This window comes from Sphingomonas crusticola (genome assembly GCF_003391115.1).
Classification (GTDB): domain Bacteria; phylum Pseudomonadota; class Alphaproteobacteria; order Sphingomonadales; family Sphingomonadaceae; genus Sphingomonas_I; species Sphingomonas_I crusticola.
On the sequence record NZ_QTJP01000001.1, the window covers coordinates 1,492,833 to 1,513,115 of the forward strand.

Genomic DNA, 20,283 nt, shown 5'->3' on the forward strand with positions numbered 1-20,283 from the left:
CCCATCGATGCTGCTTGATGTTGGCGAGGCGGCCCCGTCGTTCCGCGCCCCGACCCTCAACGGCAATGCCAATTACGGCTTCGACAGCGTCGCTGGCAGGCCGATCGTGCTGCTGTTTCTCGGCAGCGGCGGATGGGGGCCGAGCGCGGAGGCGCTGGCCTTGCTCGCGCGCAACGATCATCTGTTCGACGACGAACAGGCGGCTTTCTTCGGGGTCACGGTCGATCCGGCCGATGCGGCGACCGGGCGCATCTTCAAGCGCTTGCCCGGCATACGCTGGTTTCTGGATTATGAGGCCAAGGTCTCGCGCACCTATGGCGCCGCCGCGGCGGACGGCGAAAAAACCCACTATCTGCCGCACTGGCTGCTGCTCGACGAGCGGCTGCGCGTGGTGCAGCGCGCCGCGATCGGCGACGGCGCGCTCATTTTTGACGGGCTACGGGCATTGATCGCGCGGGGGCAGGATCAGAGCCATGCGCCGGTGCTGGTGGTGCCGCGCGTGTTCGAACCCGAAATCTGCCGCACGCTGATCGGCCTCTACGAGAAGAATGGCGGCCGGGAATCGGGCTTCATGCGCGAGGAGAATGGCCTGACGGTGCGCAGGACGGATGACAGTTTCAAGCGGAGGTCCGATTACGACATCGAGGATGAAGCGTTGAGATCGACGTTGCTGCACCGCCTGCGCCGGCGGTTGACGCCGGAAATCTACAAGGCATTCCAGTTTCACGCGACGCGCATCGAACGCTGGATCGTCGCCTGTTACGATAGCGAGAGCGGCGGCTTCTTCCGCCCGCACCGCGACAATACCACGGCCGGCACCGCGCATCGCAAGTTCGCCTGCACCATCAACCTGAACGCGGAGGATTTCGACGGCGGCGAGCTGCGTTTTCCTGAATTCGGGCAGCGCACCTATCGCGCGCCGACCGGCGGCGCGGTGATCTTCTCCTGCTCGCTGCTGCACGAGGCAACGGCGGTCACGCGCGGCAAGCGTTATGCCTTCCTGCCCTTCTTCTACGACGATGCGGCAGCACGGTTGCGCGAGCGGAACCAGGCGCAGCTGGAACCCGGCCTGAACACATACCGCATGAGCCCGCCGCCCGAAGAGGCGAAGACCACAGCGGGCTAGGCCGCCTCCGCCGCATATTGCCGCAGGGCGTCTGCAAGCGCACCGTCGCCCACGATGATCGTGCGTTGGAGGTCAAGCCATCCCGCCATCAGCGCAAGCTCTTCGCTCAGCCGCTCCGGCAGATCGGGCGGCGCGCCCTCCTCGCGGTGCACATTCTGCACGAGCAGGGAATTGTCCTGCCGATCGGCCTTGAGATCGACGCGTGCCGCGATCTTTCCGTCGAGCAGGAAGGGCAGGACGTAATAGCCATGGACGCGTTTTTCTGCCGGGACGTAGATCTCGATCCGGTAACGCGTGCCAAAAATCCGCTCGGTCCGCGCCCGTTCCCAGATCAGCGGATCGAACGGCGCCAGCAGGGCCTGACCCGTGATGCGGCGGGGGATTCGCTGATCGGCGTGAAGATACGCTGGCTTGCTCCATCCCGCGACGTGCATGGGCCGTAATATCCCGGACTCCACGAGCTCGGCGATACGCGGATAGGCGTCCTCTGGCTTGAGCCGGAAATAGTCGCGCAGGTCGCCGGCCGTCGCGATGCCCAGCGCACGGGCGGACCGTTCGATCAGGCCGCGCTGCGCGTCGGCCTGGGCTGGCGTCGGCATGTCCAATACCGCCCGCGGCAGTACATTCTCGGTCAGGTCATAGACGCGTTCGAAGCTGTTGCGGCGCGTCGCAGTGGTGATCTTGCCCGACCAGAACAGATATTCGAGCGCCTGCTTGGTCTCGCTCCAGCCCCACCAGCCGCCCTGCCCGCGTGTGTCGGCGATGTCGGATGCGGCGAGCGGGCCGTCGGCGGCGATGCGCGCGAGCATGGCCGCAGCCTCGGCCGCGCGTTCGCCGGCGAAGGGCTTGATGTTCTGCCAGACGCCGATGCCGCGCTCGGCGCGCGCCATTCGCCAGCGCAGCAACGGGTGAAGTTCAAGCGGCAGCAGGGACGCTTCATGCGCCCAATATTCGAACAGACGACGCTTGCTCTTCGCGCCCCATGCTGCCTGGTCGAGCAGACCGCGCGGATAAGGGCCAACACGCGAAAAGAGCGGCAGATAATGCGCGCGGACGAGCACGTTGACGCTGTCGATCTGGTGGAGCTGGACGCGATCCAGCACGCGCCGGAGGTGAGCTTGGGTGAGCTGCCCACTGGCGCGCGCCTGGCCGAATCCTTGGGCAGCAAGCGCAATCCGCCGCGCTTCGGACGAAGAAAGCGTGTCCTTCAGCTTTCCTCGTCCTCCTGCTCGGTCATCTCCATGAAGCTGCGCGCGGCATCGCGATCCGCTTCATCCTTGAAAGCGACATCAAGATCCGGCGCAGCGCCCAGCATGTAGAGCAGAGCCCACATCCCGAAGCGACGTCCACTATCCTTCTCGAGCCCCAGATCGACGCGCATCTTATCGATCCCCGCGAGAAGCGCGGATTCGGGCACGGTGGAAAGGTCGTCGGTGCCGAAATAGCGGCGCAACTGATCGTCAAAATCCATCGTGCGATCCTAGACCGACAGTATCAGGGCGCAAGCAGAACGCTGCCGGCATGGGCCGCTCAGCGATCGGGATCGGTACTGCCGCGCACCTTGAGCGCATAATCGAGCGAGCGGCGGAAACCGACGCTGGTCTCGGCCTGCCGATAATAAGGATCGGTCAGCATATCGACCGCGGCCGCAGCCATCGCCGCCTTGGGCTGATGGATGGTGGTGAGCTGGGGCCAGGCCAGCCGCGACGTCGGCGCATCGTCGAAGCCTCCGATCGCCAATTGCTCGGGCACGTTGAGGTGATGCTTCATGGCGATCATCAGCACGCCCAGGGCCATGTCGTCGTTGCTGGCGAATACGGCCGTGGGCGGCTCGGGCGAGGACAGCAATTTCTCGCCCAGTTCGACACCCGAACGGACCGAGAAATCGCCTTCCAGCACAAGCGCCGTTTCGACGTGGAGATTGGCCGCAACCATCGCCTCGACGAAGCCGGCATAGCGCTTGCGCGACGCGCTGTGCGCGGGATCGCCCTTGATGAAGCCGATCCGTTTATGGCCGCGCGCGATCAGGTGGCGGGTCATCTCCGCCGCCGCCGCCTGCTCGTCCATGCGGACGAAGCCCGACCGGTCTTCAGCGCCGCTCGGCGAAATGCGGACATAGGGAATTTCCGCCGCCTCCAGAATGTCGAGCACCTTGCCATCATCGCACAGCGGCGGCGTCAGCATCACCCCGTCGAGCCGTAGCGTCTTGACGCTTTCGGTCAGGTCCCGCGCCCAATGCGGGTCGGCCCGGTCGATCGGCTCGACCAGCAGATGGTAGCTGCGCTCGCGGCAACGCTTGAGCGCGCCCAGTTGCACGTCGGCGGCATAGCCCGACGCTGGATCGTCGGTGAGAAAGCCGAGCAGGTAGGAGCGCGAGCTCGACAGGCTGCGCGCAAACGCATTCGGGCGGTAGTCCAACTCGCGCACCACGCGCAGCACTTCTTCACGCTTGTCGGCACGGACGTGCGCCTCGCCGTTGATGACGCGCGATACGGTCTTGGCCGAGACGCCCGCGCGAGCCGCGACATCCTTGATTGTTACCACCGTCAAATTCTTGCCCCCCGGCATTGCCGCGCGAAGGCGGCTATTCCTAAATAGCATGCGGCCGGCAGCATCAGCGATGCGGTCAGGCCAACCCGGTCGGCAAGCAGGCCGGTCAGCATCGGCACGACCGCGCCGCCGACCACCGCCATGCACAGCAAGGTGCCGCCCGGCGTGGCGAGTTTCGGATCATCGGGTAAAGCCAGCACATAGATCGTCGGGTACATGATCGAGTTGCACAGGCCGACCGCCAACAGGGCGATGCCGCCGAGGCTGCCCTTCACGGTCGCGGCGACGATCGCCAGCAGGGCAGCACCAATCGCTGCGAGCATCAGCAACGTCGCCGGGCGAACGCGACGCATGGCGTAGGCGCCGGCCAGGCGGCCAATCATCGCCCCGCCCCAGTAAAGGCTGACAAGCCGTGCGGCATTGACCGGCGCGATGCCGAAGACCTGCGGCTGGACAAGGTAATTGACCAGTAAGGTCCCGATCGCGACCTCCGCCCCGGTATAGACGAAGATCGCCCCCGTGCCGGCAAGCAGGCGTCGATCGGCGAGTAAGGCCGGCCAGTCGAGCCGGCCGCCGATCGCGTCCGTTCGAACCAGTGGCTGCAGCAGATTGCGACGGGCCAGGAAAGCGATCGCGAGCCCGCCCAGCAAAAGGATTGCGAACAGGAAGGGGGGCGCGATCTCCGCCATTGCCGCTCTGCCGGTCAGCATTGGACTGCCCAATATAAATGCCGCGCCGACGAGCGGTCCAGCGACCGTCCCCACCGAGTTGAACGCTTGCAGCAGGTTGAGCCGGAACGCGGCGCCTTCGGCATTGCCGACCACCGCCACCACCGTGTTCGCAGCGATCTGGAGAAAGGTTATCCCCGCCGATAACGCCAGCAGCGAGAATAGCAGCAGGCCGTACGTGTGCATCCCATGGGATGCCACGAACAGGCCGCATGATAGCGCCATCACAGAAAGACCGGTTGCGGCCGAACGCATGTAGCCGATGCGCATGATCGTCATCGCTATCGGAATAGCGAACAGCAGATAGGAGGTGTGGAAGGCGAACTGCACCAGCAGCGCGCGCGAATAATCCAAGCCGTAAAGCAAGGTGAGTCGCGGCACGAACAGGCTGATCACCGATGACAGGAATCCGCCGATGAAAAACACACCGATCGACAGCCGGAATAGCCGGCCGGCGATCAGATCGGTTGAAGCGACGGCATCCATCGCGGCAATCTTTAGCTGCCGCCAGCCGGCTTGCAACGTTTTGCCTGATTTATTTGACATCGATGTCGGATAAGGCCATGAAGCCTGCCAGTACTTCCTCTCCGGGATATCCCAACCCCCCCGCTGATTATTCAGCTGGGCTGACGGCCACCGCGGTTCCGCGGTGGCCGTTCTTTTAGTCCGCGGTGGTGCAATCTTTCACAAAGTGGCGATTTGATAGTGCTAGGCAGAGCAAGGCCACCGCATCAAATCCTGTTAGCGCTAACTTCGGTTTCGTTGACATCGATGTCGATCATGCTACGGCCGGCTTAAGCAGGAAAACACTGCTTGTCGACGAAACGGCGGCCAGGGAACGGCTCCGTATAAAGGGAGGTACTATGAACGGCTTCGGGCTCTCGCCGGCGCTTGCGCGCTCGGCTTCTGCAATCGCCATCGCCACCTGTCTCGCGCTTCCGGGCGCGGCGTTCGCGCAGACCGCGAGCCCCGCAGGCTCACCCACCGATGCCCAACCGACCACTGTCGCGCCTGCGACGGCGCAGCCTACCCCCGCCCAGGCGGCTGGCGCCGATATCGCGGACGAAGTCGTGGTGACCGGCATCCGCGCCTCGCTGGAACGTTCGATCGCCATCAAGCGCGATTCAACGGGCGTCGTGGATGCGATCTCGTCGGAAGATATCGGCAAGTTCCCCGACACCAATCTGGCCGAATCGCTGCAGCGCATCACCGGTGTGTCGATCAATCGCGTCAACGGCGAAGGTGCGACAGTCACGGTCCGCGGCTTCGGCCCGCAATATAATCTCGTGACACTGAACGGGCGCCAGCTCGCAGCCGCCAACATCACCGTCGTCGGTGGCGACCAGAATGGCGACGGCGCAGGCGGCTTCGACCGTTCGTTCAACTTCTCCAACCTCGCCGCGGAAGGCGTGAAGACGCTGGAGGTCTACAAGACCGGCCGCGCCGCGATCCCGACCGGCGGCATCGGTGCCACGATCAACGTGGTCAGCCGCAAGCCGCTGGACGCCCGCGAGGGCGGTTTGACCGGGTCGATCGGCGCCAAGGCCAATTACGACACCAGTGCCGACGATTGCGTGAAGTGCGGTTCGAAGGTCACCCCGGAAGTTTCGGGCGTGCTCGGCTGGACGAACAGCGAGCAGACGTTCGGCGTGTCGGTGTTCGGCAGCTACCAGAAGCGCAACTTCTCGGTCCCCAGCGTCGCGAATAACGGCTGGAACATCGTCCCGATCGCGGACTTCATGACGCCGGGCACCTACATCACCTCCACGACGGTGGTGAAGAATGCGCCCACGAGCGGTTATGTCGGTATCCCTGACGATTTCCGCTATCACTTCTCCGAAGACCGGCGTGAGCGGATCAACGGCCAGGCATCGATTCAGTGGAAGCCGACAGACAATCTTCTGATCACCGCCGACGGCCTGTATGCGCAGGACAAACAGTCCGAGCGTCGTTCGGATACGTCGAACTGGTTCAACCGCCCGTTCGACCAGGTCACGTTCAACAGCAATCCGGGTGTTGCGACCGCCATCTTCCTGCACGAAGTCGAGTCGGGCTCGACCAAGGATAGCGGTGCCGAACAGGCCTATCGCGCGCAGAAGGGCACGCTCAAGGATTTCGGCCTGAACGCAAAATGGGATGTCACGGATAATTTCACGATCTCGGCCGACGCGCATGTCAGCACGGCCTCCAGCTCGCCGGATAATCCCAACGGCGTCAGCTCGACCGCAGTTGCGATCAGCTCGCCAATCCTGTCCCAATATGGGTTGGACCAGACCAACGGTTTCCCGCAGCAGCAGATTTCGATCAACGATGCCGCCAAGGGCAACAATAACGGCGTCTGGGACGAAGGCGATCTTGCCACCCAGCAGAATCGTCAGTTCGCGTCATGGCAGCACCAGAATCTGAAGGAAGGCCGGATCGATGCCGGCTGGGACTTCGGCGGCGGCAGCCGGTTCGATTTCGGCGGGGACTATCGCAAGTCCGACGTCACGCAGCGCCAGTATAATACGATCCAGACGCTGGGCGACTGGGGCAACGCCAATCCGCGCGACGTGATCCAATATGCGCCCGGCCAGGTGAAGCAATTCTGCACCGCCTGCCAGTTCCACCACAATGATCCGGCGGCAACAGGGGCCGGCCTGGTCGGATGGCGGACCCAGGATGCGACCAAGCTCTACAACTCTCTGTTCGACGCCTATCAGAAGCTCGGCCACAACCTTCGCATCGACGCCAATGTGAACAACAGGGTGAAGGAGAATATCGCGGCGGCCTATGGCCAGTTCACCTGGAAGGGCCAGTTCGGCGACATGGATGCCAGCATGGTGGCGGGCGTGCGGTATGAGCGGACCACTGTCCACTCAACGTCGCTCCAGACCATCCCGACGGCACTCGTGTGGCAGGCGGACAACGACTTCACGATCCTGCAGTCCGCGGATCAGCAGCCGATTACCGCCAAGGGCAAGTATAACAACCTGCTCCCGTCACTGGATTTCCAGCTCAACTTCACCCCGAATCTGGTCGGTCGCTTCTCGTTCAGCAAGACGATCTCGCGCCCGAATTACGGCGACCTGTTCGCAGCGACCACCGCCGCACCTCCGGGCCGTCCGACAACCTTGGGCGGAACCGCAGGCGGCAACGCGCACAATGCGGATCTGCAACCGCTGATCTCGGACAATTTCGATCTGTCGCTGGAATGGTATTTCAAGCCGGGCAGCTATTTGTCAGGCGGCTTCTTTGAGAAAAGGGTCCACAACTTCATCGGCAACAGCCTGGTCAGTCAGAACCTGTTCGGTCTGCGTGACCCAACCGCGGCGACGCCCGGCAGCCGCTCCGGGACAGCCAGGACGGCGTTGCAGGGCCTGGGTTACGATCTCAGCGACGTGAACCTGTTCACCTACACCGCGCTGCTGCAGCAGAATAACAACAACACCGCGACGGCCACGAGCATATTCAACCAGAATTACGACGCGGCCGCACGCAAGCTGAACCAGGCGTTCGTCGACTCCACCTTGGCGGCGGTCGACATCGCAGGCGATGCCAACGATCCGCTCGCGAACTTCCTCGTCAGCACGCCGATCAACAACAAGGACGCCAAGATCTGGGGCTTCGAGCTCGCGGGCACCTACTTCCTTGGCAATACCGGCTTCGGCGTTGCGGCGAGCTACACGCTCGTTCGCGGCGACGTGAGCGCCAACGTGAATGCCGATCCTACCGCGAACCAGTTCGCGCTGGTGGGCTTGAGCGATACCTACAACATCACCGGCATCTACGATAAGAACGGCATCTCTGCCCGCGTTGCCTATAACTACCGCAAGAAGTTCCTGTCGGAACTGAATCGCGGCGGCAGCCACAATCCGGTGTTCACGGCCCCCTACGGCACGCTCGACGTCAACGTGAGTTATGACATCACGCCGCACATCGCGGTGTCGTTCGAAGGCATCAACCTGACCGAAGAGGGTGTCCGTACCTACGGCCGTGACAAGGTCGAGACCTTCTTCCTGCAGGAAGGTTCGGCCCGCTATCTGCTGGGTGCGCGCTTCAAGTTCTGATCGTCACATCACCGACGACTAGGGAAAGGCCGCTGTTCGCAGCGGCCTTTTTCTTTGCCCGCTACCGCGGAAACGGCAGCGGCCGACGCGCGTTGCACGTCGGTTGAAAGGAGATCGACGATGCCTCGCGGTGACAAGGATGCCTATACCGACAAGCAAAAGCGAAAGGCCGAGCATATCGAGGAAAGCTACGAGGATCGTGGCGTTCCGAAGAAGACCGCCGAAGCGCGGGCGTGGGCGACGGTTAACAAGGAATCCGGCGGCGGCAACAAGTCCGGATCGGGCCGTGGCAAGGCCGACACCCATGTCTCGTCCTCGCGCGGGGGGCGCGCCAACAAATCCGGCTCCGCCGAACAGCGGTCGGCCGCAGCCCGCAAGGGCTGGGTGACGCGGCGCAAGAACAAGGGCGCGTGAGCGCCGCCGGCGGGGCGCGCCGATGAAGATCGCCACCTACAACGTCAACGGTGTCAACGGGCGGCTGCCAGTGCTGCTTCGCTGGCTGGCGGAGGATCGGCCGGACATCGTCTGCCTGCAGGAACTGAAGGCGCCGCAGGAGAAATTCCCCGAGGCAGCGATCCGCGACGCAGGCTATGACGCCATCTGGCATGGCCAGAAGAGCTGGAACGGCGTTGCCATCCTCAGCCGGGTTGGTGCGATCCACGAGACCAGGCGCGGCCTGCCGGGGGATCCGGACGACATCCATAGCCGCTATATCGAGGCCGCGATTAACGGCATCCTGATCGGCGGCCTCTATCTGCCCAACGGCAATCCCAAGCCTGGGCCGAAATTCGACTATAAGCTGCGCTGGTTCGATCGGTTGATCGATCATGCGGCAGGGTTGCTCGAAAGCGGTCTGCCGGTGATGCTGGCCGGCGACTTCAACGTCATGCCGACCGAGCTCGACGTCTATAAGCCGGAACGCTGGCTGGACGACGCGCTGTTCGCGCCGGAGGCGCGGGCTGCTTATTTCCGGCTGCTCGATCAGGGCTGGACCGACGCGCTGCGCACGCTGCATCCGGGTGAGACGATCTACACCTTCTGGGACTATTTCCGGAATGCTTATGGCCGCAATGCCGGCCTGCGGATCGATCATTTGCTGCTGAGCCCGGCATTGAAGGCCCGGCTGGAGGATGCGCAGGTAGATGCCCATGTTCGCGGTTGGGAAAAGACCAGCGATCATGCGCCGGTCTGGATAAAGCTGCGCGATTAGGCCGAATTGGCCGCAACTTTGTCCCCACATATTATAAACTGGTTTATAGCCGCCTCACCCGTATGTTGTTTCACACCCCCGACATCCCAACACTGCGGCTGTGCAGTCTGCTTGCAACATTGTCCTACGCGACGATCTTCATCGTCCTGTGGGGCCGGCGGCGGAACGAGACTTATCTGCTGCATTGGGGCCTGAGCTCGGCCCTTTATGCCGTCGCCCTGTTCGGCTTCGAATTCAGTCAATCGGCCCTGTCGGGCGCGCTGAATTACGGCACGGTCGCGCTGTCCGATTTCCTGTTGTTGATGGGTATGCGCCGGTTCGACGGCAAGCAGGCCTTCAGGCCGTGGATGCTAATCCCCATTGCCGCAGCGATGGCGGCCGTGTTGATCCCGTTCCTTGCCATTCCCGATCGCTCGGCCGCCACAATGACGAGCCATATTGCGGGCGCGGTCGCTTTGGGCAGCTGCATGGTGGTCTGTGCTTGCGCCATCCTCGCGGGCGGCCCTCGCGATGTCGGCCTGCCGCGTAGGATCGTGGCGGTGGCGATGCTTGCCTATGGTCCGACCTACCTGATCTCCATCTGGATCGAGATACGGGGGCCGGCGGCAGGCGGCACGCTCGATTTGCTCCCCATGCTGCAGGACCAGGTCTTGCTCGGCGTGCTCAACCTCGGCCTGCTCGCGACACCGTGGGAGCGCGCGTTGCGCGAGCTGAAGGAATCAGCGCGCCGCGATCCGCTGACCGGCGTGTGGAATCGCACGGCCCTTAAGCATCGCGAGCAAGTGCTGGCGCTTCCGGCAAACAGCTTGTTCCTCATCGACATCGATCATTTCAAGGCGATCAACGACACGTTCGGCCATGCAGCGGGCGATTCCGTTCTACTTACCTTCGCGGCGCGGGTGGAGGCGCTGGCGCGGACGCGCAACGGCATGTTCGTGCGGCTTGGCGGGGATGAATTCGTTCTGGTCGCGCCCACGACCGACGATGCCGACGCGCTGACGCTGGCCGAACAGGTGCGGGCGGTGCCCGATCCCGAGCTATCGGGCCTGCCGCCTTATTCGCTCTGCATCGGCATGGCCCGGGTCCATGAGGGCGAAACCAGCCTATCGCTGGCGATGGCACGCGCCGATCGATCGCTTTACCGTGCCAAGGCCGGCGGCCGCGACCAGGTGGCGGCATAGAGCCCTAGAGACTTGGCTTGGCGACCATCAGCCACACAATCCCGAGCATTGCGACAAATGCGGGAATGCCGAACGCAAACCATAGCCGCCACAGCCGGTAATAGGCGGGCGGCAGTTCCGAACCCGCAGCCGCAGCGGCCCGCGCAAGATCGCGCATATGCTTCTGCATGGACAGAACCGGCACCCACAAGGCCCCGATAACAACGTACAGGCCAAGCGCGGCAAGGATCCATCCGGTCGAGAGCGGCCAGCCCTGCTGGTTCATCAACAACCCGCCGGTGACCGGCTGTGCGACCATGGCCGTTGCCGTGAACAGGAAATCGGCCACGACCACCGTGTCCGCAACATGGGCGATCAAGGCGGGCTTGTGGGTACGATGCGCCATCAGCATGAAGAAAGCGATGCCGGTACCCGTACCGAGCAAGACGGTCGCGCCGATCACGTGCAGCCAGACCAGGACCAGATAGGTCATCTCTTCTCCAGGATTGCGGCCGCGACCAGCGCAAGCAAAAGCGCGGGCACGATCTTCAGCAAAGGAGCGAGCGGATCCGACCAGAGCCAAGGAGCAACGAGACTGCCGGCGATGAGGTATCCGGCGGAGGCCGTCGCCATGCAGACCGCGGCAGGCCGCGCCCATGGCCGAATCAGGATCGCACAACCCAGTGCCAGGTCGGCGAACGAACAGGCACGCACCAGCAGTTCGGCATCAGCTCCACCGCCGATGATCGATGCCGCCCGTGCGGTTGCCCCCAGGCCGATCAGGCCCGACCCGATCCATAATGTCGCCAGCGCGAGCACGACGAGCGGCAACAGCCAGAAAATGCGCGCGGCAATGCGATCCTGCACTCCTGCCGGGTGAGCTGCCAGAATTTCGCGGAGCGATTGCAGTGGCGTTGGCGGAGCGTAGGAAGCTTCGACGAGCACGCCGTCACGCATGACGCGAAGAGCGGTCGAACGCAGCGGGGATCGCCATCCCAGCCACCCTGCCACATCTGCGCACGCCGCCAGCGGCAGCGCGGCCAGTGGCGGTAAATCCACCATCAAGCGTACCTTTGGGAAGCCAAGCCAGCGCCGGTGGGCTGCAATCACCTCGTGCAGCCGCAACCGCTCGGGCGCGGCCAGCGGCAATATTCGGACGGCCGGCACCAGCCCCTCGACGGCGTCCGCACTCACCGTAGCGACATCATCGAGTGCCACGCATTGAACGGGGCTTCCCCCATATACGGATAGCCCGATCGGCAATGCGGCGAGCGCCCGGACCAGCGCAGTCCCGCCATAGGCATTGCGCCCGACGACCAGCGCGGGACGCAGGATGGTCCACTCGAGCCTGCTGCGCCGAAGGTGCGCATCCGCCAACGCCTTGGTGGTCATGAAGGCCGTGCTGGCACCCGCTTCGGCACCGGGTGCCGATATCTGGACGAAGCGGCCGACCCCTTGTTTCACACATGCGTCGACCAAAGCTATGATCGCGTCGCCCTGAACCTGCGCGAGCCTGCCGCCGGCGCCATCCTGTAACGCGCCGCTGGCATTCACCACGGCGTCGATGCCGCTCAATGCGGAGGACCAGGCGTCGGAATGCAGCATGTGGCGGAGGTCGCCCTCGATCCATTCGGCATCCGGCGCGACCGAGCGGCCGATCGCGGCCGACCTTCCCCAGCCTACCACCTGGTGGCCGCGCCGCAGCAACGCGCTGCAGACCTCTCGCCCAATGAAGCCATAGCCGCCGACGACGAGGACCCGCATCGCCTAGTCGAACAGGCTGGAGACGGAGCTTTCGTCGGAGATGCGCCTGATCGCCTCGGCGAGCAGCGGGGCGATGGGCAGGATGCGGATCTTGTTCGAATCGCGGACCGCATCGAGCGGCTGGATCGAATCGGTGATCACCAGCTCCGAAAGCTGCGAGCCTTCGACCCGCGCGACCGCTCCGCCCGACAGCACGCCGTGCGTGACGTAAGCCACCACATCCTCGGCCCCGGCCTCGCGCAATGCCGCGGCGGCGTTGCACAAGGTGCCGGCGCTATCGACGATGTCATCGACCAGGATGCAGAAGCGGCCCTCGACCTCGCCAATGATGTTCATCACCTCGCTCTCGCCGGGCTTTTCGCGGCGCTTGTCGACGATCGCCAGCGGAGCATTGGCGAGGCGCTTCGACAAGGCCCTGGCGCGCACCACGCCGCCGACGTCAGGCGAGACCACCATCAGATTGCGCGTGCCGAACCGCGCCTGGATGTCGGCCGATATCACGGGTGCGGCATAGAGATTGTCGGTCGGGATATCGAAAAAGCCCTGGATCTGCCCCGCATGGAGATCGACCGACAACACGCGATCCGCGCCCGCGACGGTAATGATATTGGCGACCAGCTTGGCCGAAATGGGGGTGCGCGGGCCGGGCTTACGATCCTGCCGCGCATAGCCGAAATACGGAATGACGGCGGTGATGCGCTTGGCCGAGGCACGGCGCAGCGCATCGATGCAGATCAGCAATTCCATGAGATTGTCGTTGGTCGGGTAGCCGGTCGACTGAAGCACGAACACATCTTCGCCGCGGACATTCTCGTGAATCTCGACGAACACTTCCTCGTCGGCAAAGCGCCGCACCGAGGCGTCCGTCAGCCCGATCTCGAGATAATCGGCGATGGCGGTCGCCAGCACGCGATTGGCGTTGCCGGTCATCAACTTCATGGGCGGGCTCCCTCTCGCAGCCGGCTCCTAGCGGGACGGGTGCGCGCGGGGAAGAGCCGACGCGCGGATGCGGCCAGTTGCGGGGCGCGAACTCCCGCTTGCTGCCGTCCGTACTTGGCGAAAAGGCTCTTCTCTGTCACTCCTGTGTGGTGACGGGGGCGTGTCATGGCGACAATAACGGCGAACGGCTGGACCTATCCTCGCAAGGTGCGCGATCCCCTGCTGGCGGGCGCGGGACTGCTGCTGTTGCTGCTCATTGCCGCATTCGGGCGTCATCTCAGCCAGCCTGCGGTGGTGCTTGGCCCGTGGATGATCGTCCACCTGCTGACGATCATTCCGGCGGTGCCGATCGGTGCGGCGATGCTGCTTCGGCGCAAGGGCGACCGCATACATCGCCTGATCGGGCGGATCTGGGCGGCACTGATGATGGTCGCGGCCGTGTCCAGCTTCGGCGTGCACCAGCTGATGGGGCATCTCAGCCCGATCCATATTCTGTCGGTGATAACCCTGTTGGCCATTCCCCGCGCGATCGTCGACGCGCGCCGTGGCCGCATCGCGCGGCACCGGCGAACGATCACGATCGTCTATGCCGCCTTGGTGATTGCGGGCTATTTCACGCTGATCCCGACACGCCTGCTCGGCGGTTTCCTGTTCGGCTAGACGACGCGCCGCTGGAATAGCGCGGCGGGAAACGGCTAAGGCGGGCCATGGCTTCAGTCGTTACGCGCTTCGCACCCTCCCCCACCGGGCGGCTGCATGTCGGCAATATCCGCACCGCGCTTCATAATATGTTGTGGGCGCGCAAGCATGGCGGACGCTTCCTGCTGCGGCTTGACGATACCGATCTCGCGCGTTCGACCGCGGAATTTGCAGACGCGATCCACGCCGATCTCGCTTGGCTCGGCCTCGCGCCCGATGCTTCCTTCAAGCAATCGGCGCGCTTTGCCTTGTATGAGGCGCGGTTCGAGAAACTGCGCGCGGCGGGCCGCGTCTATCCGGCCTACGAGACCGCCGAGGAGCTTGACCTCAAGCGCAAGATCCAGGCGGGGCGCGGCCTGCCGCCAATCTATGATCGCGCCGCGCTCGCGCTGAGCGATGCCGAGCGGGCAAAGCTGGAGGCGGACGGCGTCCGCCCGCACTGGCGCTTCCGGCTCGATCATGCGGCGATGATCGTTTGGGACGACCTCATTCGGGGCCCCCAGCACCTCGATCCCAAGCTGCAGTCGGATCCGGTCATCCGGCGGGCCGACGGTAGCTGGCTCTACATGTTGCCAAGCGTGATCGACGATATCGACATGGGCGTGACGCACATCGTGCGCGGCGAGGACCATGTCACTAACGCCGGGCTGCAGCTGCAGATGTTCGCGGCGCTGGCCGCCCCCGCCCCCGCCTTCGCTCATGAGGCGCTGCTGGTGGGGAGCGAGGGCAAATTGTCCAAACGGCTCGGCTCGCTCGGCGCCGACGCATTTCGCGAGGACGGCATCGAGCCGCTCGCGCTCAATGCGCTGCTCGCCCGCATCGGGACGAGTGACCCGGTCGAAGCGGTCGCGGATATCGCGCCGCTGATCGAGGGCATCGACTTTGCCCGTTTCGGCCGCGCGCCGGCGCGGTTCGACCTGGACGAATTGCGCAATCTCAATGCGCGCACGATCCACATGATGCCCTACGAACAGGCCCGCGAGCGCCTGCCGGACGATATGAGCGAGGCCTTGTGGCTGGCGGTTCGGCCCAATCTCGCCACCGTCAGCGAGGCGGCGGCATGGCTGCAGGTGGTCGAACACGGGATCGACCCGCCCGCCAGCGATCCCGCCGATCGCGACTATCTGGTCGCGGCGGCCGAGGCGGCGCGCACGATCGAATGGGGGGACGATCCCTGGCATGCGTTGACGGGCGCGCTGAAGGCACAGACCGGGCGCAAGGGCCGCGCCTTGTTCCTGCCGCTGCGGGTGGCCCTGACCGGCCAGGAGCATGGGCCGGACATGAAGGCGTTATTGCCTTTGATCGGTCGTGCCCGGGCAGTCGAACGGCTGGCGTGCGCGGCGGCAGGCTAGGACTGGCAACCTTCCATTCGAAGGCTTATCTTCCGCCCATGGCAGTCTTTCCTCGTCCAGCACATCCGCGCGCCGTCATCGCCGATGTCCGGCGGCTATGGTCAACCAGCACGCGCCGCTACAAACTCGTGTTCGGCGCCGCCGCGATCGGCGTCACGTCGCTGCTTATCACGATCTTCATACTGGAATCGCGCTGGGGCGTGCTGCCCGAGGGCCCCCAGGTCGTCTATGTATCGGACTGGCCCGTCACGCGCACCGACGCCGAAATTAAGGCACAGCAGCGGATCGACGCGACGGAGAAGCGCAAGCTTGCCGACGAGCGGCGCCGCCAATGGCAGAAGGTCGATCGCAACCTGGACAGGCTCGGCTTCTGAGCGCCGACCAGCGTTTCATGGCCGCCGCGCTCGCGATCGGCGACCGCGGGCGCGGGCGGACCGCACCCAACCCCAATGTCGGCTGTGTGATCGTACGCGACGATCGCGTGATCGGGCGTGGCTGGACCCAGGCCGGCGGGCGTCCCCACGCCGAGGCGATGGCGCTGGCGCAGGCCGGCGCGTCGGCCGAGGGGGCGACCGTCTACGTCACGCTGGAGCCATGCGCGCATCGCAGCGTGCGCGGGCCGGCCTGTTCCGAGTTGCTTGTCGCGGCGAAGCCGGCGCGGGTGATCGCCGCACTGACCGATCCCGATCCGCGCACTTCAGGTGAAGGCTTTGCGCGCCTGCGCGCGGCAGGGATAGAGGTAACCGAAGGCGTCCTGGCGGCGGAAGCCCGGCGCAGTATGGCGGGCTTCCTCACGCGCAAGGCACTGGGACGGCCGCACGTCACGCTGAAGCTGGCCATGTCGCTCGACGGCATGATCGCGCGCGCCGACGGCGAGAGCCGGTGGATCACCGGCGATGCCGCGCGCGCACATGGCCATCTCGAGCGCGGTCGTCACGAAGCGATCCTCGTCGGGCGGGGCACGTTCGATACGGATGTGCCCCAGCTCGGCGTGCGACTGCCCGGACTTGAAGAAAGAAGTCCGCGCCGCATCCTCCTTTCCAGGTCACCCCAACGCAGGCTGGGGTCTATGCCTGCTGAGGCGAGCGACGCCGCCGGCGGCGGCGAAGGGGGGGAACGGCAGGATTGGATGACGATTGCGTCGCCGTCGGAAATCTCGAACCTGGAGGGTGTCGATCATCTGATGGTCGAGGGCGGCGCACTCACCGCCTCCGCCTTCCTCGCTGCCGACCTCGTCGACCGCCTGCTACTGTATCGCGCGCCGATCCTGATCGGGGCAGGCAAGCCTGCGCTCGGGGATATCGGCCTCGCCTCGCTTGCGCAGGCGCATGACCGGTGGAAACGGACCGACAGCCGCATGCTTGGCATGGACCGGCTCGAAGTCTACGAGCGCGCCTAATGTTTACGGGCATCATCACCGATATCGGCCGCATCACCGGCATCGAGCATCGTGGCGATCTGCGGCTGCGCATCGGCACTGCGTACGAGACGGCCAGCATCGATCTCGGCGCGTCCATCGCGTGCTCGGGCGTGTGCCTGACCGTGGTCGACAAGGGGGCGGATTGGTTTGCCGTCGAAGTCTCGGCGGAAACCCTGTCACGCACTGCGGGCGAATGGTCGGAGGGGACGTCACTCAACCTGGAGCGTGCCTTGCGTGTCGGGGACGAGCTGGGCGGACATATCGTCACGGGCCATGTCGACGGCGTCGGTACGATCGTCGAGGTCACGCCGGAAGGCGATAGTACGCGCGTCGTGGTCGAGGCGCCGGCCGCGCTCGCGCCCTATATTGCCGCCAAGGGCTCGATCGCGCTCGACGGTATCTCGCTGACCGTGAACGAGGTGTCGGACCTTCCGGGCGGGGGCGTGCGCTTCGGGCTCAACATCATTCCTCATACCCAGCAGATGACGACCTGGGGCGATCTCGCCCCGGGGCGCCAGCTCAATATCGAGATCGACGTGCTCGCGCGCTATCTCGGCCGGATGGAGCAGTTGCGCCATGTCGTCTAACCCGAATGTCGCGCGCTTGCGCCACGCCTTCCTCTCGACGCCAGAGGAGGTGATCGAGGAAGCGCGTAACGGCCGCATGTTCATCCTGGTCGACGACGAGGATCGCGAAAATGAGGGCGACCTCATCATTCCCGCGCAGATGGCGACGCCGGACGCGATCAACTTCATGGCGACGCACGGCCGTGGGCTGATCTGCCTCGCGCTCGCCAAGGCGCGGGTCGAGCAGCTCGGCCTCCCGCTGATGAGCCGTCACAACGGCACCCGTCACGAGACCGCCTTCACCGTTTCGATCGAGGCGCGGACAGGGGTCACCACCGGCATTTCCGCCGCCGACCGCGCGCGGACCATTTCGGTCGCGATCGACGCAGGCAATGGGCCTGAAGAGATCGTCACGCCCGGCCACGTCTTTCCGCTGGTTGCGCGCGAAGGCGGCGTGCTGGTGCGCGCAGGGCATACCGAGGCGGCGGTGGACGTCGCGCGGCTGGCGGGGCTCAACCCTTCGGGCGTGATCTGCGAGATCATGAACGACGATGGCAGCATGTCGCGGCTCGACGACCTGGTCGCCTTCGCGCAGCGCCACGGCCTCAAGATCGGCACGATCCGCGATCTCATCGCTTATCGCCGCCGCCACGACCATCTGGTCGAGAAGCGCGCGACCACCCGGTTCACCAGCCGCTGGGGCGGGGAGTGGAATGCGATCAGCTTCTACAACAAGGCGACCGGCGACGAACAGGTGGCCCTGGTCAAGGGCAAGGTCGATCCGGCCAAGCCGACCTTGGTGCGGATGCACGCGCAGGCTTTGTTCGCCGACATGTTCGGCGAGGAAGGCCCGCGCGGCGCGCTGCTCGCCGGCGCGATGGAGATTATCGGCAAGGAAGGGACCGGCGTCATCGTCGTGCTCAACCGGCCGATGGTCGGCGGACTGCTGAGCCAGGTGGTCGCGGCGAAGGGGAGCGCAAACGGCGCGCCCGACCCCGAGGAATTGCGCGATTACGGGGTCGGTGCGCAGATCCTGACCGAGTTGGGTGTACAGGACATGATCCTGCTGACCAATTCGCACCACACATTGGTGGCGCTCGACGGCTATGGCTTGTCGATCGTCGGCGAGCGGCCCATCCCCTGTTCCGAGAAAGAGGCCTGATGGCACGCTTCCTGATTGCCGAGGCGCGCTTCTATGCGCAGCTCAACGACCTGTTGCTCGAGGGCGCGCGCGGCGCGATCGATGAGGCCGGCCATCATCACGAGACGGTCACCGTCCCCGGCGCGCTCGAGATTCCGGCGGCGATCGCCATGGCGGCCGAAACCGGCCGCTATGACGGCTTCGTCGCGCTCGGCGTGATCATCCGCGGCGAGACCTATCATTTCGAAGTCGTGTCGAACGAAAGCGCGCGCGGGCTGATGGCGCTGACGCTGGACGGCATTCCGATCGGCAACGGTATCCTTACCGTCGAGAATGAGGCCCAGGCGCTCGCCCGCGCGCGTCCGACCGAGAAGGACAAAGGCGGGGAAGCCGCCAAGGCGGCGATCGCCATGCTGGAGCTGAAGCAGCGTTTTTCCTGACGCAACCGTCGTACCGGCACAGGCTGGGATCCATTCCGCGGCTCAACGCAACTCTCGATGGACCCCGGCCTGCGCCGGGGTGACGGTTGTCATGGCAGCCCCCTAATCCGCAAGTGATGGCAGCGGGGCGCTTCAGAGGTAAGAAAGGTCCGCGTCAGGCTGGCTGCTCGAACGCCGCTGCGATATCGATCTTCACTTCGTCCGACACCAACGGAATACCGTAATTGACCCCATATTCGCTGCGCTTAAGCGTCCCGGTGGCGGTGAAGCCAACGGTGCGCTTGCCCCGCATCGTGCCCGCACCGACGAAGCTCGCGTCGAGCCGCAGCGGACGCGTGACACCGTGCATGGTCAGGCGCCCGTCGATCGTCGCCTTATGACCGTGGACGGTGACGCGGTCGGAAACGAACGTCATCGTCGGATATTTGGCGGGATCGAAGAACATCGATGAGCGCAATTCGTCCGTCAGCTTCGCCACCGGCGTCCAAGCGCTGGCCATCGGCACGCTGATCGAAACGCTGGCCGACCCGGGTCGGGCGGGGTCAATGGTAAGCGAGCCGGACGCATCGCTGAACGATCCGCTATAGGGCGTGAAGCCGAGATGCATGACGGTGAAGCGCACCTGAGTGTGCCCAGGCTCCACCTCGTAGCGACCGGCGACGATGCGGCTGGCGTCCGGCTTGCCCGGCGGCTCGGTCGGCATCTGCGCCAAAGCGGGCATTGCAGCGAGAGCGAAAGCGAGCACGGCGATACGCATGAGGCGGCTCCTGTTGAGAGGAGAACTGGATGGCCCACGCATGTGGCGGTGTCAAAGCGATAGAGGAACAGGATGCGGCAAGGGTCTGCGCTGGCTTGCAGCCGGCCTGGTCGCGAAGCATCATGGCCGCCGTGATTTGGCGGCAGATCGCCACCATAGCGGGAGGCAGTGCGTGCGAAAGCTGGACCTATTGCTCGTCGGCGTGCCGGTTCTCTGGTTCCTCGGCATCTATGCCCGGACCGGCCAATGGCCTTACCTCGCGCTTCCGGCTTCGATCATCCTCGTCCTGCCGCTCATATTCTGGCTTCGTCGGCGCGATCGAACAGCGAGCGAGGATTGATCGGCGAGTGGCCCAAGCTTTACCCCGGACGCTGTCGCCGGA

21 protein-coding genes are annotated in these 20,283 nt (G+C 64.8%); 13 read left to right on the forward strand and 8 right to left on the reverse strand.

Annotated features, from left to right (window positions below; all coding sequences use genetic code 11):
- Positions 1-7: 7 nt before the first annotated feature.
- Complete coding sequence (locus tag DX905_RS06955) at positions 8-1,126, forward strand: 2OG-Fe(II) oxygenase (RefSeq protein ID WP_116090703.1); 1,119 nt, start codon at positions 8-10, stop codon at positions 1,124-1,126.
- Here the strand turns inward: DX905_RS06955 and DX905_RS06960 are convergent.
- From DX905_RS06960 to gluP, 4 genes are all read right to left on the reverse strand, one after another.
- Positions 1,123-2,229, reverse strand: coding sequence for a winged helix-turn-helix domain-containing protein (locus DX905_RS06960; RefSeq protein ID WP_240320765.1), 1,107 nt, complete (start codon positions 2,227-2,229; stop codon positions 1,123-1,125). The two genes, DX905_RS06955 and DX905_RS06960, sit on opposite strands and share 4 nt — an antisense overlap.
- Positions 2,230-2,333: 104 nt before the next feature.
- Positions 2,334-2,597, reverse strand: coding sequence for a hypothetical protein (locus DX905_RS06965; protein WP_116090705.1), 264 nt, complete (start codon positions 2,595-2,597; stop codon positions 2,334-2,336).
- Between the two features lie 59 nt (positions 2,598-2,656).
- A complete protein-coding gene (locus tag DX905_RS06970; protein ID WP_116092391.1) occupies positions 2,657-3,676 on the reverse strand; it encodes a LacI family DNA-binding transcriptional regulator in 1,020 nt (339 codons plus the stop codon).
- Positions 3,673-4,890, reverse strand: a complete 1,218-nt coding sequence (gluP, locus tag DX905_RS06975; RefSeq protein WP_116092392.1) for a glucose/galactose MFS transporter — start codon at positions 4,888-4,890, stop codon at positions 3,673-3,675. The genes DX905_RS06970 and gluP overlap by 4 nt, the downstream gene beginning before the upstream one ends.
- A gap of 377 nt (positions 4,891-5,267) precedes the next feature.
- Here gluP and DX905_RS06980 point away from each other — a divergent pair, with 377 nt between their 5' ends.
- The 4 genes from DX905_RS06980 (at position 5,268) to DX905_RS06995 (ending at position 10,844) form a co-directional block, all read left to right on the forward strand.
- Complete coding sequence (locus DX905_RS06980) at positions 5,268-8,453, forward strand: TonB-dependent receptor (RefSeq protein ID WP_116090706.1); 3,186 nt, start codon at positions 5,268-5,270, stop codon at positions 8,451-8,453.
- 120 nt (positions 8,454-8,573) lie between these two features.
- Positions 8,574-8,867, forward strand: a complete 294-nt coding sequence (locus DX905_RS06985; RefSeq protein WP_116090707.1) for a plasmid stabilization protein — start codon at positions 8,574-8,576, stop codon at positions 8,865-8,867.
- Between the two features lie 22 nt (positions 8,868-8,889).
- Complete coding sequence (xth, locus tag DX905_RS06990) at positions 8,890-9,663, forward strand: exodeoxyribonuclease III (RefSeq protein ID WP_116090708.1); 774 nt, start codon at positions 8,890-8,892, stop codon at positions 9,661-9,663.
- Positions 9,664-9,725: 62 nt separating this feature from the next.
- Entirely contained in the window at positions 9,726-10,844 is a 1,119-nt protein-coding gene (locus DX905_RS06995) for a GGDEF domain-containing protein (protein WP_116090709.1), read from the forward strand.
- Between the two features lie 4 nt (positions 10,845-10,848).
- Here the strand turns inward: DX905_RS06995 and DX905_RS07000 are convergent, their stop codons facing one another.
- Genes DX905_RS07000 through DX905_RS07010 form a run of 3 tightly spaced genes read right to left on the reverse strand, consistent with a single transcriptional unit; the run spans position 10,849 to position 13,526 of the window.
- Positions 10,849-11,316 (reverse strand): DUF2269 family protein, encoded by a 468-nt coding sequence (locus tag DX905_RS07000; protein ID WP_116090710.1) that lies wholly within the window; start codon positions 11,314-11,316, stop codon positions 10,849-10,851.
- Positions 11,313-12,587 (reverse strand): SDR family oxidoreductase, encoded by a 1,275-nt coding sequence (locus tag DX905_RS07005; RefSeq protein ID WP_116090711.1) that lies wholly within the window; start codon positions 12,585-12,587, stop codon positions 11,313-11,315. The genes DX905_RS07000 and DX905_RS07005 overlap by 4 nt, the downstream gene beginning before the upstream one ends.
- Before the next feature lie 3 nt (positions 12,588-12,590).
- Positions 12,591-13,526, reverse strand: a complete 936-nt coding sequence (locus DX905_RS07010; RefSeq protein ID WP_116090712.1) for a ribose-phosphate pyrophosphokinase — start codon at positions 13,524-13,526, stop codon at positions 12,591-12,593.
- 165 nt (positions 13,527-13,691) lie between these two features.
- On the opposite strand from DX905_RS07010, the gene DX905_RS07015 reads away from it, so the two are divergent.
- Genes DX905_RS07015 through ribH form a run of 7 tightly spaced genes read left to right on the forward strand, consistent with a single transcriptional unit; the run spans position 13,692 to position 19,144 of the window.
- Positions 13,692-14,186 (forward strand): DUF2306 domain-containing protein, encoded by a 495-nt coding sequence (locus DX905_RS07015; RefSeq protein WP_116090713.1) that lies wholly within the window; start codon positions 13,692-13,694, stop codon positions 14,184-14,186.
- Positions 14,187-14,233: 47 nt separating this feature from the next.
- On the forward strand, positions 14,234-15,577 hold the full coding sequence (locus DX905_RS07020; protein WP_116090714.1) for a glutamate--tRNA ligase: 1,344 nt from the start codon (positions 14,234-14,236) through the stop codon (positions 15,575-15,577).
- Between the two features lie 38 nt (positions 15,578-15,615).
- Complete coding sequence (locus tag DX905_RS07025; RefSeq protein WP_162875504.1) at positions 15,616-15,951, forward strand: hypothetical protein; 336 nt, start codon at positions 15,616-15,618, stop codon at positions 15,949-15,951.
- Between the two features lie 17 nt (positions 15,952-15,968).
- On the forward strand, positions 15,969-16,976 hold the full coding sequence (ribD, locus tag DX905_RS07030) for a bifunctional diaminohydroxyphosphoribosylaminopyrimidine deaminase/5-amino-6-(5-phosphoribosylamino)uracil reductase RibD (protein WP_116090716.1): 1,008 nt from the start codon (positions 15,969-15,971) through the stop codon (positions 16,974-16,976).
- Positions 16,976-17,584: a riboflavin synthase gene (locus tag DX905_RS07035; protein WP_116090717.1), complete on the forward strand. Its 609-nt coding sequence runs from the start codon at positions 16,976-16,978 to the stop codon at positions 17,582-17,584. Before ribD ends, DX905_RS07035 begins: the two co-directional genes overlap by 1 nt.
- Positions 17,574-18,725, forward strand: a complete 1,152-nt coding sequence (ribB, locus tag DX905_RS07040; RefSeq protein ID WP_116090718.1) for a 3,4-dihydroxy-2-butanone-4-phosphate synthase — start codon at positions 17,574-17,576, stop codon at positions 18,723-18,725. Before DX905_RS07035 ends, ribB begins: the two co-directional genes overlap by 11 nt.
- The gene (gene ribH, locus DX905_RS07045; RefSeq protein WP_116090719.1) at positions 18,725-19,144 is read left to right on the forward strand and encodes a 6,7-dimethyl-8-ribityllumazine synthase; all 420 of its coding nucleotides are present in this window, start codon (positions 18,725-18,727) and stop codon (positions 19,142-19,144) included. Before ribB ends, ribH begins: the two co-directional genes overlap by 1 nt.
- A gap of 154 nt (positions 19,145-19,298) precedes the next feature.
- On the opposite strand, the gene DX905_RS07050 is transcribed toward ribH, so the two are convergent.
- Positions 19,299-19,901 (reverse strand): YceI family protein, encoded by a 603-nt coding sequence (locus tag DX905_RS07050; protein WP_116090720.1) that lies wholly within the window; start codon positions 19,899-19,901, stop codon positions 19,299-19,301.
- Between the two features lie 172 nt (positions 19,902-20,073).
- On the opposite strand from DX905_RS07050, the gene DX905_RS15990 reads away from it, so the two are divergent.
- Positions 20,074-20,241 (forward strand): hypothetical protein, encoded by a 168-nt coding sequence (locus tag DX905_RS15990; RefSeq protein ID WP_162875505.1) that lies wholly within the window; start codon positions 20,074-20,076, stop codon positions 20,239-20,241.
- Positions 20,242-20,283 lie beyond the last annotated feature (42 nt).